This is a genomic window from Paucilactobacillus oligofermentans DSM 15707 = LMG 22743, from assembly GCF_001434315.1.
GTDB classification, from domain to species: Bacteria; Bacillota; Bacilli; order Lactobacillales; family Lactobacillaceae; genus Paucilactobacillus; species Paucilactobacillus oligofermentans.
Window position 1 is genome coordinate 341863 of sequence record NZ_AZFE01000032.1, and the last position, 15425, is coordinate 357287.

13 protein-coding genes are annotated in these 15425 nt (G+C 36.2%); 1 reads left to right on the top strand and 12 read right to left on the bottom strand.

Annotated features, from left to right (window positions below):
- Positions 1 to 9 precede the first annotated feature (9 nt).
- The 7 genes from smc to FC70_RS08740 all read right to left on the bottom strand — a co-directional run bounded on the left by smc (position 10) and on the right by FC70_RS08740 (position 9993).
- A complete protein-coding gene (smc, locus tag FC70_RS08710; protein ID WP_057890609.1) occupies positions 10 to 3567 on the bottom strand; it encodes a chromosome segregation protein SMC in 3558 nt (1185 codons plus the stop codon).
- Positions 3568 to 3590: 23 nt separating this feature from the next.
- A complete protein-coding gene (rnc, locus tag FC70_RS08715) occupies positions 3591 to 4286 on the bottom strand; it encodes a ribonuclease III (protein WP_057890610.1) in 696 nt (231 codons plus the stop codon).
- A 117-nt stretch (positions 4287 to 4403) separates the two neighbouring features.
- Positions 4404 to 4646 (bottom strand): acyl carrier protein, encoded by a 243-nt coding sequence (gene acpP / locus FC70_RS08720; protein WP_057890611.1) that lies wholly within the window; start codon positions 4644 to 4646, stop codon positions 4404 to 4406.
- Positions 4647 to 4683: 37 nt separating this feature from the next.
- Positions 4684 to 5724, bottom strand: a complete 1041-nt coding sequence (plsX, locus tag FC70_RS08725) for a phosphate acyltransferase PlsX (RefSeq protein ID WP_057890612.1) — start codon at positions 5722 to 5724, stop codon at positions 4684 to 4686.
- A 15-nt stretch (positions 5725 to 5739) separates the two neighbouring features.
- Positions 5740 to 7773, bottom strand: coding sequence for an ATP-dependent DNA helicase RecG (recG, locus tag FC70_RS08730; protein WP_057890613.1), 2034 nt, complete (start codon positions 7771 to 7773; stop codon positions 5740 to 5742).
- Between the two features lie 123 nt (positions 7774 to 7896).
- Positions 7897 to 9600: a DAK2 domain-containing protein gene (locus FC70_RS08735; RefSeq protein ID WP_057890614.1), complete on the bottom strand. Its 1704-nt coding sequence runs from the start codon at positions 9598 to 9600 to the stop codon at positions 7897 to 7899.
- 30 nt (positions 9601 to 9630) lie between these two features.
- The gene (locus tag FC70_RS08740) at positions 9631 to 9993 is read right to left on the bottom strand and encodes an Asp23/Gls24 family envelope stress response protein (RefSeq protein WP_057890615.1); all 363 of its coding nucleotides are present in this window, start codon (positions 9991 to 9993) and stop codon (positions 9631 to 9633) included.
- A 251-nt stretch (positions 9994 to 10244) separates the two neighbouring features.
- On the opposite strand from FC70_RS08740, the gene rpmB reads away from it, so the two are divergent.
- On the top strand, positions 10245 to 10430 hold the full coding sequence (gene rpmB / locus FC70_RS08745) for a 50S ribosomal protein L28 (RefSeq protein WP_057890616.1): 186 nt from the start codon (positions 10245 to 10247) through the stop codon (positions 10428 to 10430).
- A gap of 58 nt (positions 10431 to 10488) precedes the next feature.
- Here the strand turns inward: rpmB and FC70_RS08750 are convergent, their stop codons facing one another.
- The 5 genes from FC70_RS08750 to FC70_RS08770 all read right to left on the bottom strand — a co-directional run bounded on the left by FC70_RS08750 (position 10489) and on the right by FC70_RS08770 (position 15415).
- On the bottom strand, positions 10489 to 11139 hold the full coding sequence (locus FC70_RS08750) for a thiamine diphosphokinase (protein WP_057890617.1): 651 nt from the start codon (positions 11137 to 11139) through the stop codon (positions 10489 to 10491).
- Between the two features lie 64 nt (positions 11140 to 11203).
- Positions 11204 to 11857, bottom strand: a complete 654-nt coding sequence (gene rpe / locus FC70_RS08755; protein WP_057890618.1) for a ribulose-phosphate 3-epimerase — start codon at positions 11855 to 11857, stop codon at positions 11204 to 11206.
- A gap of 10 nt (positions 11858 to 11867) precedes the next feature.
- Complete coding sequence (gene rsgA, locus FC70_RS08760) at positions 11868 to 12758, bottom strand: ribosome small subunit-dependent GTPase A (RefSeq protein ID WP_057890619.1); 891 nt, start codon at positions 12756 to 12758, stop codon at positions 11868 to 11870.
- A 15-nt stretch (positions 12759 to 12773) separates the two neighbouring features.
- A complete protein-coding gene (pknB, locus tag FC70_RS08765) occupies positions 12774 to 14669 on the bottom strand; it encodes a Stk1 family PASTA domain-containing Ser/Thr kinase (protein WP_057890620.1) in 1896 nt (631 codons plus the stop codon).
- Complete coding sequence (locus FC70_RS08770; protein ID WP_057890621.1) at positions 14669 to 15415, bottom strand: Stp1/IreP family PP2C-type Ser/Thr phosphatase; 747 nt, start codon at positions 15413 to 15415, stop codon at positions 14669 to 14671. Before FC70_RS08770 ends, pknB begins: the two co-directional genes overlap by 1 nt.
- Positions 15416 to 15425: the final 10 nt, after the last annotated feature.

A 15425-nucleotide genomic window follows, 5' to 3' on the forward strand; every position in this document is an offset into this window, starting at 1 on the left:
CAGTCTCCTTTACGTTGTTCTTACATCTTCTAAAGATACAGATACCATCTTAGAAACTCCAGATTCTTGCATCGTCACTCCATATAAAACTTTAGCATTCATCATGGTTCCTTTTCGATGTGTGACGACGATGAATTGAGGACCATCATCCCCATACGTACTTAAGTATCGAGCAAAACGATTAACGTTGGCATCATCAAGTGCTGCTTCAGTTTCATCTAGAATGGCAAACGGTACTGGTCGAACTGCTAAAATTGAAAATAAGAGCGTAATCGCCGTTAAAGCTCTTTCCCCACCCGAAAGCAAACTCATTTGCTGATTTTTCTTCCCTGGTGGCTGAGCAATAATGTCAACGCCAGTCGTTAACATATTATCTGGCTCAGTCAGAACTAACTTAGCTTGCCCACCACCAAACATTTCGATAAATATCTTTTCAAATTCGCCAGCAACTTCATTAAAACTACTTTCAAAGCGTGATTTAACTTCTTCATCCATTTCAGCCATCGTTTCATTCAATTGCTGTTTGGAATCCATTAAATCATCCTTTTGATCATTAAGGAAATTAAAACGTTTAGATACACGTTCATATTCATCAATCGATCCAAGGTTGACCGGTCCAATCTCATCTAAGCCTCTCTTTAAGAGCTTTAACTGGCTAACGATGTCTTCAATTGGTAACTCAATCAAGTCTAAGTTAGCTTCGTTAAAGGACATTGCATAACGCTCACTTAACCGATTCATCCCCGTATCAATTAAGGTTTCAAGTTTAACGCTGCGAGCGTTGACTTTGTTTAACTCATCTAAAGCTGCTCGCTGCAACTCTTGTGCCCTAACTTGTTGCTGATCAGCCGCATCGACTTCATCTGATGTTTTATTAAGTTGCTGATTAGTCTTATCAATTTCCGTTTCGGTTGCTTGTTTATTAGCTTTAAGTTCAACTAATTGTAATTGATTATTTCGCTGTAATTCTTCTTGTTCCGCTTGAGTAGCATTGTCATTATTAGTTTGCTTCTGCAGGTTGGATAATCGCAGTTCAAAGTTTGCAAGGCTTACTTCAACTCGTTTAATTTCTTGTTGTCCGTGGGTGATTTTTTCAGATTCAACCGCAATTAATTGTTCACGTTCTTGGATTTGTCTCGCTTGAACCGACGCATTGTTCTTTAAGTTATCAAGATCAGATTTTAATTGCACTACTTCCATCTTGATGGCTTCAATTTTTGCGGTAACAGTTCCCTGTTCGGTCTCATTATTAGCCAATGTTTCACTATACGAAGATGACTCCGCATTATTTTGATTAACTTCAAATTCTAGTGCCGTTACCTGCTTTTTAATCACGTCAGTTTCATTTTCGGTAATTAAGAGACGCCCATTAATTTCTTGAACAACGGCGCGTTGATCAACCACTTGTTGTTGAAATTGTTCACCGCTTTGTTGATTTGCTTTAATCGCTGCATCATATTTTGCTACTTCTTCTTCAAACTTTGTACTAGCAGCTTTAGCCACACTGAGTTTAGTTTCAAATGTCTCTAATTCTTGCTGACGACTTAGTAAGCCTTGTCGTTGCTGTTTATTAGCCCCACCAGTCATTGAACCACTAGCATTAATTAATTGCCCATCTAAAGTTACTACCCGTACACGATGTTGTCCAGTTCGTGAAATTTGCGTTGCATGATCAAGATTATCAGCAACTACCGTATTACCTAACAAGTGTTTTAATACCGGTATCACCGTATTATCAACGGTTACTAAATCACTAGCCAGACCTTCAAAACCAGCTATTGCTGCAATAGCATCGACCGTATTAGTGTTTAGTGAATGCACTGACAAAGTATCAACTGGTAGAATGGTTACTCTTCCGGCTTTTTTAGCAACTAAATAATTAATAATCTGTTTACCAGTTGTTTGATTATCAACCACCAAGTTTTGTAATTGTGCTCCCAGCACAGTTTCAATTGCAGTCATGTACTTAGTTGGAACATCGATTAATTCTGATACCGGTCCTAGTAGTCCGTTAAATTCAGTCCGATGCTGTAATGTGAATCGAACTCCTTGATAAAATCCAGAATAATCAGCTTCTAACGACTTGATACTGTTAATTTTTGCCTGTAATGTTTGCTCACTACCTAAAGCTTGATACCATTGCTTCTGAGTGTCATCATAACTGGTTCGTAGACTTTTGCGTCGTGACGCTTCCTCATTTAATGTAGCTTCATGCTTAGCTAATGTTACCTTATTTTCTTGTAATTCTGTTTCAACTTCTTGAATCGTTTGTTGTAGTTCTGTTTGTTTTTGTTGAGCTGCAGTTAAATCAATACTGGCTTGACTTTGACGTTTATTGTCTTGTTCGTGATTCTTAATCAAAAAAGACTTTTGATTATGTAGGGTTGTTAGAGCTTGCATTTGCTCTACTTGTTCATTTTGTAATGACTCAATTTGATTTGCCATCTGTGCTTGTCGTTCTTCTGCACTTAGTGACCGTAATTGCTTTAAATCATCTTTATTATGCTGAACTTTAGTCAGATGTTGGGTTTGTTCTTGATTCAAGTCCGCCAATTCTTTTGTTGCATCATCAATCTGAATCTTCAACTGCTCAATTTGACGATTAATTTGTTCAAGATTAGCTTGGCGATTATTAGAGCGTTCATTACTAATGTTTTGGCTATTTTCTAATTCTGATATGGATTGTGTTTGATTTAATAATTTTGCTTGTAGCTCATCTTTGATGGCAGTTAGTCGAACCTGTTGCTGTTTCAGTTCAGCTAATTGCTGGGTTGAATGAGCATTTTGAACGTCATATTGTTCACTCATTTTCTGCGCATTTAATACACGTTCTTGAATTTCATCGTGTTTCTTTTGGTGATCAGTAATATCTAAAACTGTTTTTGTTTTATCTAACTGATCAAATCTAATTTTTTGTTCTTGATATTCTTTCGCCAAAGCACTCTGTTCAGCTAATGGTTCTACTTGAGTTTCAAGTTCAGCTAAGATGTCATTAACCCGATTTAGATTATCGTTGGTATCGTTTAAACGCTTCTCTGCGGTGTCTTTATTTTTCTTATACTTAGAAACTCCGGCAACTTCCTCAATTACTTTTCGTCGATCAGATGGTTTCCCGTTAAAGATCTCTTCAACGCGCCCTTGTGAAATAATCGAAAAAGACTCTCGCCCAAGTCCAGAGTCCATAAAAAGTTCAGTAACATCTTTCAATCGACATTCCTGATTATTGATTAAGTATTGGCTTTCACCACTACGGTATAGTTGGCGGGTAACTCTAATTTCATTAAAGTCGCTCTGAATATAATGATCGGAATTATCAAAGGTAATTGATACTTCGGCCCGATTTAACGCTTTTCTCGTTGAAGATCCTGAGAAGATAACGTCAGCCATTCGATCGCCACGTAAATCTTTAGCCGATTGTTCACCCATTACCCAGCGAACTGCCTCAATGATATTACTTTTACCACTTCCGTTAGGACCAACAATTCCAGTCATTCCTGGCATAAAATTAATCTTTGTTTTTTGTGCAAATGATTTAAAACCATTTATTTCTAGCGAAATTAGTCGCATACTACTCTCCCACAATTACATTTTTATTGTAATTTCGATAATGCATTTTTTGCAGCTTGCACCTCAGCCCGCTTTTTAGAAGTTCCATTACCTTCACCAATTAATTGATCATCAGCACTAACTGCAACTGTATAAACACGGTCACTTTCGATGCCGGTTTCACTAACGACTTCATAATCAATAACCACATCTCCATGTTGTTGCAAGAATTCTTGTAGCTTAGTTTTGTAATCAACTTCTTGTTCAAACCAGCCTTGATCTAATTTAACAAAGATCACCTTAGTCACAAAATCAACCACGGCCTCTTTACCTTGATCTAAATATAATGCACCGATAAATGATTCAAAAATATCACACAATAACGATGAGCGACTACGAGCCCCAGCTTTTTCCTCACCTTTACCTAACCGAATAAACTGATCAAATTGACATTCCAAGGCAAACTTACTAAAACTATCTTCTTGAACCATCGCAATTCTTAATCTTGATAATTTTCCTTGTGGCATTTCTGGATAGCGTTGATAAATATACTCTGAAACAGTTAATTGCATGACCGCATCACCTAAGAACTCAATACGTTCATAATATTTTAAATTTTCTTTTGGATGTTCATTAACATATGAGGCTTGTGTAAAAGCTTCCGCCAATAAACTGGAATCATTAAAGTGAATTCCAAATGTTTTTTCTAAATGTTCTTCTAATGCTTTTATTTTAATCATCCTCCTAATAATACTTATAGCATCCATTATACGTGTTTTTAATCTTGATATAAAGCAGTATTCACACAAAAATGGCCGAGACGAGATTGCCCCGTTTCGACCATTTATTGCGATATTCTATGCTTGTTGTTCGGCAATGTAGTTTACCACTTCGCCAATTGTATTAAGCTTTTCTGCTTCGTTATCCGATATTTCTGAACCAAAAGTATCTTCAATTTCCAATACAAACTCAACAAAATCAATTGAATCAGCATTTAAATCATTTTTCAGATTTAGGTCATTTGTGATTTTGGCTTGATCAATATCAAAATGATCACTAACAATTTCACTAACCTTATCAAAAATTTCTTGTTTTTCCATTTCATAAACCCCTTGTAATAATTTAACCTAACCAATATTAGTCGTTTTCGTTTGACTTGTCCATCTTTTCTAGCACTTCTTGGTTATTAAAATATTCAACTGCTTGACTGATCACTTGTGATTCAATCATTGCCTTGATTTGACCAATTGTATTTTTAACTGCTTCAGCGTTGGAAGATCCATGGGTCTTCACAACTGGAGCCTTTAAACCAAGTAATACAGCTCCACCATGTGTCGAAGTTGCCATGCCTTTACCAACAGTACTAAAAACTGGTTTAAGCAATAAATAGCCTAATTTAGCCCGTAAGCCACCATTCATAATTCCATCTTTAATTAGTGCCAACATCGTTTTTGCCGTACCTTCAGTGGCCTTTAAGGCTGCATTTCCGGTCCATCCATCTGTAACCACAACATCCGCTTTACCCATTAGCATTGCACTAGATTCAACGTTACCAACAAAATTTAAGTCATCAGCATCATCTAATAACTGCCAAACTGCCTTATGAAGTCGATCACCCTTATCTGCTTCTTCACCATTATTTAATAATGCAATCGTTGGATTTTCAATGCCTAAAACCTTTTGTGCATAAAATTTGCCAAGATAAGCATATTGAACTAAGTTCTTTTCTTTACTCTCTGCATTAGCTCCGGTATCTAGATATACAAACTTCTGTTTATCAGTGTCTGGATGAGCTGCTGGCAAAATTGAAGTCAATCCAGGTCGATCAATCCCTTTAATTCGGCCGACAATGAATAATCCGGCTGCAAGCACGGCGCCAGTATTTCCAGCTGAAAAGAATGCATCAGCTTCTCCATCTTTGACCGCATTAGCAGCTCGCACGATTGAAGAATCTTTTTTACTACGAATTGCGCGAACTGGTTCTTCACCCATTTCAATCATTTCAGTTGTTGGTATAACTTTGATGTGGTTTGAATCTGTTAAAAATGATTTTAATTGAGTTTCATCACCATACAATAAAAACTCTAGTTCTGGATATAAATCACGCGCTTGTTCAACACCTAAGATAATTTCTTTGGGTGCATTATCGCCGCCCATTGCATCAACTGCAATTTTCATATTTAAATACCTTCCTTAATCAAAATGTGTTTGTAATTTTCTAATTGTTAAATACTCAACCAATGGTAAATTTTCAGTTTTAGTTTCCCAACTTGGAGTCAGTAATAGATTTTCAGCATCACTTTTAGCAATTTGCAGCATCTTAAGTTCACCAACCGGATCGCCAACTTTAAATTCTGGAACTCCAGATTGTTTCAAGCCTAGAACATCTCCTGATCCACGTAACTCTAAATCTCTTTGAGCTACAACAAAGCCATCGGTAGTTTCAACCATTGTTTGCATTCGTTGTATTCCGACTTGATTCTTTGGATCTGCAATCAGTATACAATAACTTTGACGACTTCCGCGACCAACTCGACCACGTAATTGATGTAATTGCGCTAACCCGAATCGATCGGCATCATAGACGACCATTAACGAGGCGTTTTTGACATCAACCCCAACTTCAATCACGGTCGTTGACACCAACACTTGAATTTTGTTAGCTTTAAATGCTTCCATAATGGCATCTTTTTCATCGTTTGCCATGCGTCCGTGTAAAAGGCCAACTTGGTATTGAGGGCCAAAATACTCTTGTAATTCCTCATATAAATCCTGTGCATTTTGAACATCTAAAGTTTCTGATTGTTCAATCAAAGGTGTAACTACATAGGTTTGTGCGCCATTTAATAATTCTTGTTTAACTTTTTCCCACGCAACACCAACTTGATTGCTTTTAAGCCAACTGGTTTTAATTTGTTTCCGTCCAACTGGTAATTCATCAATGACCGAAACATCCATTTCTCCGTACGCAGTAATTGCTAGCGTTCTAGGAATTGGTGTTGCCGTCATAGCTAATACATCAGGTTCTTCACCTTTTTCGCGAAATTTTTGTCGTTGATTAACTCCAAATCGATGTTGCTCATCAGTTACAATTAACCCTAAATTAGCATACTCAACACTTTCTTGGATTAATGCATGAGTTCCAACAATTAAATTAATTGCGCCATTTTTAATTTGTGCTGTTAATTCGCGATGTTGCTTCGCGGTCATTGATCCCGTTAACAACCCAACATTCACCGGTAAGCCTTCAAATAGTTGTGCTAAATTTTGCGCATGTTGTGATGCTAAAATTTCGGTTGGCGCCATAATTGCAGCTTGCAATCCCGCAGTGATTGTTGCATACATTGCAATGGCTGCAACCACAGTTTTTCCTGAACCAACATCACCTTGTAATAATCGATTCATTTGTACCGGTCGTCTTAAATCACGACAAATTTCATTTATTACGCGTTGCTGCGCATTAGTTAATTGATATGGTAAGCGTTGAATAAATTCTTTTAATTCATCATTATGGTATAAAATTGAAATTCCGTTTTTTTGTTGATTTTCCATTTTAATCGCTTGTAAACGCAATTGAAATAAAAAGAATTCCTCATAAGCGGCGGTTCGACGCGCATGATTTGCGGATTCATCATCAGAAGGAAAATGCATTTCGCGAATCATATCTTTTCTTTCAACTAATTTATAACGTTCAATTAATGCTGGAGGTAGCAAGGAAGCAATTACCGACTCATATTTATCAAACGCCACTTTAATAAATTTGCGAATCGTTGGCTGTTTAATTGCTTTGTTTGATGGATAAACCGCATCAAATTGATTATGTTCTGTTGTAACTGAAATAACTTTAGTCCCAGCAAGTCGCTTATGTGTGCCATCCCACTTACCATAAACTGCGATATCTTTGCCTAATTCAATTTTATTTTTTAAATATGGTTGATTAAAAAAAGTGACCATCACAATTTCATTTTCGACCATTAACCGAAAACTTAATCGATTCTTTTTGTAGCCAAACCGTGCAATCACCGGTTCTGACATAACTGTCCCTTGTAATGTTAATTTTTGCTGATCTATAGCTTGACTAGGACTTTGAACTTCATAAGTATCATAACGTGTTGGAAAATATAGTAATAGATCTTCAACCGTAAATATCCCTAATGTTTTTAAGTCGTCAACCCGCTTGGGTCCAACACCAGCAAGACTACCAACTGAATCTTGTAAACTTAACATAGCTACCCCCTTTCTGACCAAATGAGGCTGTGCCAAAACATAGTTTTGGCACAGCCTCATTAGCATACAATTTAGTCTGTAAAAATCGGCTCCATATAATTAATATGTCACACTCATTATTTATTATTCAACTGAAATTAAATATGGATAGACTGGTTGTCCACCTTGATGGATTTCAATTTCTAATTCATCATCAATTTCATATAGTGCATTTTCAATTGTTTGTGCATCGGTTTGATTACCATCAGTACCCATGATAATAGTTACAATTTCGCTATCTTCATCAAGCATCGACTTAACCATATCAATTGCGGTTTGCTTTATTTCAGCATTAGTAACTGCAATTTTGCCATCTACAATTCCAATAAAATTATCTTTTTTAATTTCAATACCGTCAATTGTTGTATCTCGAATTGAGATTGTTACTTCTCCACTTTTGACAGTTGATAAAGCTGATTCCATCGCTACTTGGTTATCTTCTAAGCTAGCTTCTTGATTATATTCAAGTAAAGAAGCCATTCCTTGTGCAATGGTTTTACTATGAACAATCTTAACTGGAATATCGACAACATCAACTGATTGTTCTGCTGCCATAAAAATATTTCCATTATTAGGTAAAACAATAGCTTTTTTTGCACCACTAGCGTTGATTGCATCAACAATATCTTGAGTACTTGGATTCATGGTTTGACCACCATTAATCACATGCGTTACTCCTAAACTTTTGAATAGCGTAGCCACTCCATCACCACTAGAAATTGAAATAATAGCTGTTTCTACTGATTTTCCAGCTGGTTGATTATTGTTTATTGCTGAGCTAGGTACTGGTGCTTCTTGTTCATCAGATTCCATGATTTCTTCTTGTTGCCAGCGCATATTATCAACTTTAACTTTTTGTAAATCGCCAAATTCTTGTCCCCAAGCCAAAACTTCACCTGGATGTTCTGTATGAATGTGAACTTTAACAACTTCGTCATCATTAATAACTAATAAGCTATCACCAAGACCTGACAATTTTTCATAAAACTTATCATAATCAAATTCTTGGTCAACTTGTAGCCCACGACCAATTCGAACCATGATTTCGGTACAATATCCGTACACAATTTTGTCTGGATCTAGTTGTCCTTGTGCGCTGCGATGATGTTCTGCATTAAGCATCTCATCCATTTGAGCATTATCAGGTTGATAATTTTCAATTTCGATAGTTTTTCCAGACAACACTTCATAGAAAGCTTTCAAAACAAAAACAAGTCCTTGTCCGCCTGAATCAACCACGCCAACTTCTTTTAGAACTGGAAGTAAATCTGGAGTTGTCTTAAGAGCTTCATCAGCTGCAAGGAAAATAGTTTCAATAACATCAGTTAAATCATCAGTTTCAGTTACTTTTTTGTTACCTGCAGCAGCTGATTCTCTAACAACGGTTAAAATTGTACCTTCCGTTGGCTTCATCACTGCTTTATAGGCGGTTTTGGCTCCATTAGCATAGGCATCTACGAAGTCTTGGGCTGTTAATTCAGCTTTACCTTCCATACCTTTTGAAAAGCCACGGAAAATTTGTGATAAAATCACACCTGAATTACCACGTGCCCCCATTAGTAGGCCTTTAGCTACAGCAGCTGCTAAGTCATCAACCCGAGTACTGCTCTCTTCGCGTTCATATTTAGCTCCACTAGCCAAAGACATACTCATATTAGTTCCGGTATCACCATCAGGTACCGGGAAAACGTTTAACGAATTAATAAATTCAGCATTTTGTTCCAAGCATGCTGATGCAGCTTGAATCATTTTACCAAATTCAAGATTTGTAATTTTTGTAACTGTCAATTAAATTTCCTCCAGATGAACAAATATCAATTAGTCAGCTAGGACGCGAACACCTTGTACTAAAACATTAACTGAATTAGCCGTAACGCCAAGCATTGATTCTAAATTGTATTTAACTTTTGATTGGACACTTTTTGAAACTTCTGAAATTTTTGTTCCGTATCCAACAATAATATTTACATCTACGGAAACACCATTTTCTTGTTGGCGAATAACAACACCTTTATTATAATTCTCACGACGCAAAATATCGTTAACGCCATCACGTAATTGGTTTCGACTTGCCATACCAACAACTCCATAGTTATCAGTAGCTGCACCCCCAACAACTGTTGCGATTACATCGTTTGTAATATCAATAGTCCCAAACTGGGTTTTAATTTTGACTGCCATTTAATTGGCTCCCTTCTGCTTTGAACTTGTTAATGTTATAATATCAGAATATGCTGCTTTCGTCCATGTGAGCAATAACGAATACATATTCTAGCTTATTTTCATAATTTTGCAAATTATTTAGTGTCAAGTGAAATTACTTGAAAGAAAATTCTTGCAATGTATTCGTGGCTATGGTAAATTAATTTAGTGAGTTATCGCGCTGTTACAAGCGCTCAAGTCAAAATTTAATGAGATGAGGAGGGTTATTCATGGCAAAAGATTTTATTACTGGTAAGCGGACACGTTTTGGAAACAAGCGTTCTCATGCCCTTAACTCAAGTCGTCGTAGCTGGAAGCCAAATCTTCAAAAAGTTACGATTTTAGTAGACGGTAAGCCTAAGAAAGTTTACGTTTCAGCACGTACACTTAAATCAGGTAAAGTCACTCGAGTTTAATTATTTATAAAAATAAGTTATCCGAATATTCGGATAGCTTATTTTTTTGTCTTTATTTTTAATCTTTACTTTGAATGACAGCCATAATCCCCTTTTCAAACGAAAAGTGATTTATCTCTTTAGAAAATTCATTACTAGCCCACGACACTGGATAACTAGAATTAAAATTTTGTAGCGTATATTTTTCATCTGGTAATGTTAATCCAGTTACAGACGTCAAATTAACAAATGCTAAATACTTTTTATCAACTTCCTTGATAATTTCATATTCACCTGGCGTATAAAATTTAATTGTGTTTTTATTATCAATAATATTTATTTGTTTAATAACATCTTTAAATTGCGGATCTAACGGTAAAAACAAATTTGCCAATAAATGATCCATTCTACCACCAGTCGCTCCATAGATATCAATTTTACTATTAGGGAAATGTTTGATAGCCGTCATTACCCCAATTTGAGTATCTGTAAAATCTTTTTCTGGTGGAAATAATTCAATTTGCTTAATTTCTTTTTTTACAATATCCATTTCTGAATCAAATGTAGAATCGAAATCCCCAACCGCAATTTTAGGCGTAATCCCCATATTTAAGAGTCTAATGGCTCCTTTATCAACTGCAATCCAAGTCCCTTTAATTTCACCCTTAATTAGATTCTCAGGCCATTCTGTCATTGGACCGCCAACTAATATATTTACTAACTGCTCCATCATTAAACCCCTTAAGCAACAAAAGTGCGTGAATGTTGAATTCAACAAACCGCACTTTTTTTATTTATTTTGTAGCGTCTTTTAAAGTATTAATTTTAGCAACTGGGTCAACATCGTTAAAAACATATGATCCAGCAACTGCTACTGTAGCCCCTGCTTCATAACAAGCAACGACTGTATCAGCATTAACTCCACCATCAATTTCAATATCATAAGTGTAGCCATTTTCTGATTTAAGACGATTTAATTCTGCAATTTTAGCAACTGTTTCTGGTAAGAATTTTTGCCCACCAAATCCAGGATTTACAGTCATAACAAGTACTTGATCAACCATATGAAGTACAGGCAAAATAGCTGAAACAGGTGTACCAGGGTTAATAACAACTTCAGACTTAACTCCAGTATTGTTAATCGTTTGAATATCACCATGAATATGTTGAGTTGCTTCGACATGAATACCAATTAAGTCGGCACCAGCATCAGCAAATTCTTGAATCATATGACCTGGCTTTTCAACCATCAAATGAACATCTAAAAATAAATTAGAAACTTTGCGGATTGCTTTCACAAATCCTGGTCCGTATGAAATACTGGGTACAAACGTACCGTCCATAACATCAATATGAAGATATTCGGCGCCGCCTTTTTCTACCATTTCGATATCACGTTGTAAATTTACATAATCAGCACTCAAAATTGAAGGTGCAACTTTAATCATTATTAAATCCTCATTTCTTATAATTAGGTTTTTGTTGAACAATTAGTTCATTAAACTGTTCATAGCTTTTATACCGGCTCGCTAATATTGTACCATTTTCTAATGCTGCTTTCACTGCACATCCAGGTTCTTTTAGATGTAAACATCCCCTAAATCTGCAATTAACACTTAATTCTAGGAATTCTGGGAAATACCTTGGCAATTCAGTTGCATCCATTTCAAACGCTTCATATGAAGAAAATCCCGGTGTATCTGCAATCAGGCAGCCGTCGATATTCAATAAACTAACTTTTCTAGTCGTATGTTTACCACGCTGCAACGCTTGTGATATTTCACCAGTTTCTAGTTCTAGTTGTGGTGCAATGTGATTAAGCAATGTGGACTTACCAGCTCCAGTTTGGCCCATTACCACACTAATATTACCAACTAGTTCTGCCTGCAATTGTTTTAACTGCTCATCTGCAAAGGGATCTCTTTGATAAAAAACTTGATAACCAATCTGGCGATAGCCATCAGCAGCAACTTGTAATTTTTCAAATTCTTGTTCCGATAGTAAATCCGTTTTAGAAAAATAAATAATTGGCGTAATATTTTGAACTTCTAATGCGACTAATTGGCGATCTAATAAATTAGTTGAAAAAATGGGCTCACGAACAGCTGTTACTACCAGTGCCAAATCAACATTAGCAATCGGTGGTCTTACTAAAGAATTTTTACGAGCTAAAACTTCTAATAAATATCCTTCACGATCATTAGGTGCGTCAAATTCAACGTGATCACCCACCATAGGTTTAATACCACGTTTCCTAAGATTACCTCGTCCACGTGTCCGATACAGTTTACCATCACTTAAAACATCATAGAAGCCTGCTAGTGATTGTTGGACAATTCCTTCTTTCATTTATCAGTCTCCTTATTAACTTCCTGTAATGTTGTTTTTGCTTGCAATTACGACCCCGTCTTGAACAATTTTGTAAGCACCAGTGTCGCCATTATCTAAAGTAAAATTGAGCGTTACACTTTGAGTTGAAGTGATTGTAAATTTCTGAGATTCATTAGTAATTTCATTATTTGAATCTTGCAGATAAACTTGAATTACATTTTCGGTTTTGTTATTTGAGTTATCAAACGGAATGCTGACCACTTCAGTTGCAGTTTTAGTTTCTTCCTTGGCTATAACTACGGAAATTGTATCACCCGAAGTTAAAGTCGCTCCAGATGCCGGTGTTTGACTAATTACATCACCAGCAGTGGCAGTTTTTGAAGTTTGTTCAGTTGAACTCACCTTTAAATCATTTTGATCAGCATATGATTGAACGTCAGCTAATTTTTTCCCAGTAAAATCTGGTAAGGTTATTTTCTTTTCGCCAGAACTTACTTTCAATGTAATAGTTGTTTTGCTTGCAGTCACTTTAGCACCAGACTTGATACTTTGTGACATAACTTTTCCACTAGCAAAATCACTTGAATGGGTTGTAGTCTTTTTAACGGTAATACCCTTTTTACGTAAATTGGCTGCCGTAGTCGCATACGATTGACCAATATAGTTCTCAATTTTAACTTTTTTAACGCCAGAACTAATGACTAAATTAACCTTGGTTTTGGCCTTAACTTTTAATTCAGCCTTTGGTGTACTTGAAATTACTAAATTCTTTTTGATCGTATCGCTATTCTTTTTAGTAACGGTACCAACCGATAAATTTTTCTTTTCTAGCGCCGATTCTGCTTGGTTTTCAGTCATTCCGGTAACGTCAGGAACTACTTGACGACCTGGAATCAGAATTAACCAAACAATGATTCCAATAATTAATACAATTGGAATTAACCATAACCATCTTTTTTTACGATTCTTTTTCTTTGATTTACTTGTTTTATTAGTTGGTTCAGAAGCCTGTTTTTGCTCATCAACAGTTTGATTAATGTCCAACGGCGACATAACTTTAGTTTCGCCATGATCGTTTACTTTAGGCATGAATTTATTTTCGCCCGCACGTGATGAAGATAACGCGGTTGCTAAATCATTACGCATTGCATCAGCACTTACATAACGATCAGATGGTGCCTTACTGGTTGCTTTTAAAACTACATTTTCTAATGCTTGTGGAATTCTTGGGTCAAAATCACGGACTGATGGTGTTGCTTCTTGATAATGCTTCAAAGCAATTGAAACTGCTGTTTCACCTTCAAATGGTACTTTGCCGGTTAACATTTCATACAAAATAATACCCAATGAATAAATATCGGATTTGCTAGTAGTTATCCCACCACGAGCTTGTTCTGGTGATAGGTAATGAACTGATCCCATAATCGTATTAGTTTGAGTCATTGAGTTTTCAGCAACCGCGGCGATTCCAAAGTCTGTAATCTTGGCTTGCAAATCACTATCAATTAACACATTTTGGGGTTTTAAGTCGCGATGAATAATATTATGTTGATGTGCGTCTTCAACTGCTTCTAAGATTTGTGACATAATATCGATTACTTGTTGATATGGAATCGGAAAATTATTTTTGATATACGCTTCTAAATCAGTTCCTTCAACGTACTCCATCACCATATACTGTAATCCTTGTTCTTCACCAACATCATAGACACCAACAATATGATCATTGCTAAGTTGTGTAGCAGCAAGGGCTTCTCGTTGAAATCTTTTTTTTGTTTTTTCGTCATCACGTAAATCTAAACGCAATAACTTAACGGAAACATCACGGTCTAAAATTAAATCGTGGGCTAAATAAACATTAGCCATCCCACCTTCACCTAGTGAACGAATAATTTCGTAACGACCACTTAATTTATATCCAGGATTCATTAGTTAGCATCCTCCTGAGATTCATTATCAGCAATCAAAACCGTGATATTATCAGGTCCACCAGCTTGATTAGCCTGCATAATTAATTCTTGACACTTATCAGCAATTGAACGACTTGAACTCAAAACTTCAGCAATTTCTTCATCGCTAACCATGTTTGATAATCCATCAGTACACAATAATAGCTGATCATTTTTGTCCAATCGATAAACACTAATATCTGTGTCAGCTTCCTTTGAAATACCTAATGTACGTGTAATGATATTTTTCTTAGGGTTACGTTGAGCTTCTTCAGCCGTCATCATTCCCTTTTTGACTAATTCATTAACAAGCGAGTGGTCTTCAGTTAATTGTTGAAATTTACCATCGCGTAATAAATAGCCACGACTATCGCCAATATTTCCTAACACCATTTTATCTTGAAATAAAATAGCTGCAACTAAAGTGGTCCCCATCCCATTTAAATCTTTGTATTTATTAGATTTTTCAATAATTGCTTGATTTTCATTTTTTACCTGCATTGCTAGCCATTGATAGGCCTCAATTGGTTCTTTGACATTAGTCTCTTCAAAGCTATGTCCCATATGCGTAACGGCCATCGTTGAGGCAACATCCCCACCTTGATGACCACCAATTCCATCAGCAATAATTGCTAAAGTTAGGCCGGCATCATTAGTAAAGGTTCCCACATAATCTTGGTTATCATCACGTTGTTGACCAACGTCGGTTTGAAATGCAATATTCATCTGCCCACTC

What these genes read in the sequence shown, in the direction of transcription:
- smc (WP_057890609.1), bottom strand. Translation starts at nt 3,567, where the DNA reads ATGCGACTAATTTCGCTAGAAATAAATGGTTTTAAATCATTTGCACAA.
- rnc (WP_057890610.1), bottom strand. Translation starts at nt 4,286, where the DNA reads ATGATTAAAATAAAAGCATTAGAAGAACATTTAGAAAAAACATTTGGA.
- acpP (WP_057890611.1), bottom strand. Translation starts at nt 4,646, where the DNA reads ATGGAAAAACAAGAAATTTTTGATAAGGTTAGTGAAATTGTTAGTGAT.
- plsX (WP_057890612.1), bottom strand. Translation starts at nt 5,724, where the DNA reads ATGAAAATTGCAGTTGATGCAATGGGCGGCGATAATGCACCCAAAGAA.
- recG (WP_057890613.1), bottom strand. Translation starts at nt 7,773, where the DNA reads ATGTTAAGTTTACAAGATTCAGTTGGTAGTCTTGCTGGTGTTGGACCC.
- FC70_RS08740 (WP_057890615.1), bottom strand. Translation starts at nt 9,993, where the DNA reads ATGGCAGTCAAAATTAAAACCCAGTTTGGGACTATTGATATTACAAAC.
- rpmB (WP_057890616.1), top strand. Translation starts at nt 10,245, where the DNA reads ATGGCAAAAGATTTTATTACTGGTAAGCGGACACGTTTTGGAAACAAG.
- FC70_RS08750 (WP_057890617.1), bottom strand. Translation starts at nt 11,139, where the DNA reads ATGGAGCAGTTAGTAAATATATTAGTTGGCGGTCCAATGACAGAATGG.
- rpe (WP_057890618.1), bottom strand. Translation starts at nt 11,857, where the DNA reads ATGATTAAAGTTGCACCTTCAATTTTGAGTGCTGATTATGTAAATTTA.
- rsgA (WP_057890619.1), bottom strand. Translation starts at nt 12,758, where the DNA reads ATGAAAGAAGGAATTGTCCAACAATCACTAGCAGGCTTCTATGATGTT.
- pknB (WP_057890620.1), bottom strand. Translation starts at nt 14,669, where the DNA reads ATGAATCCTGGATATAAATTAAGTGGTCGTTACGAAATTATTCGTTCA.
- FC70_RS08770 (WP_057890621.1), bottom strand. Translation starts at nt 15,415, where the DNA reads ATGAATATTGCATTTCAAACCGACGTTGGTCAACAACGTGATGATAAC.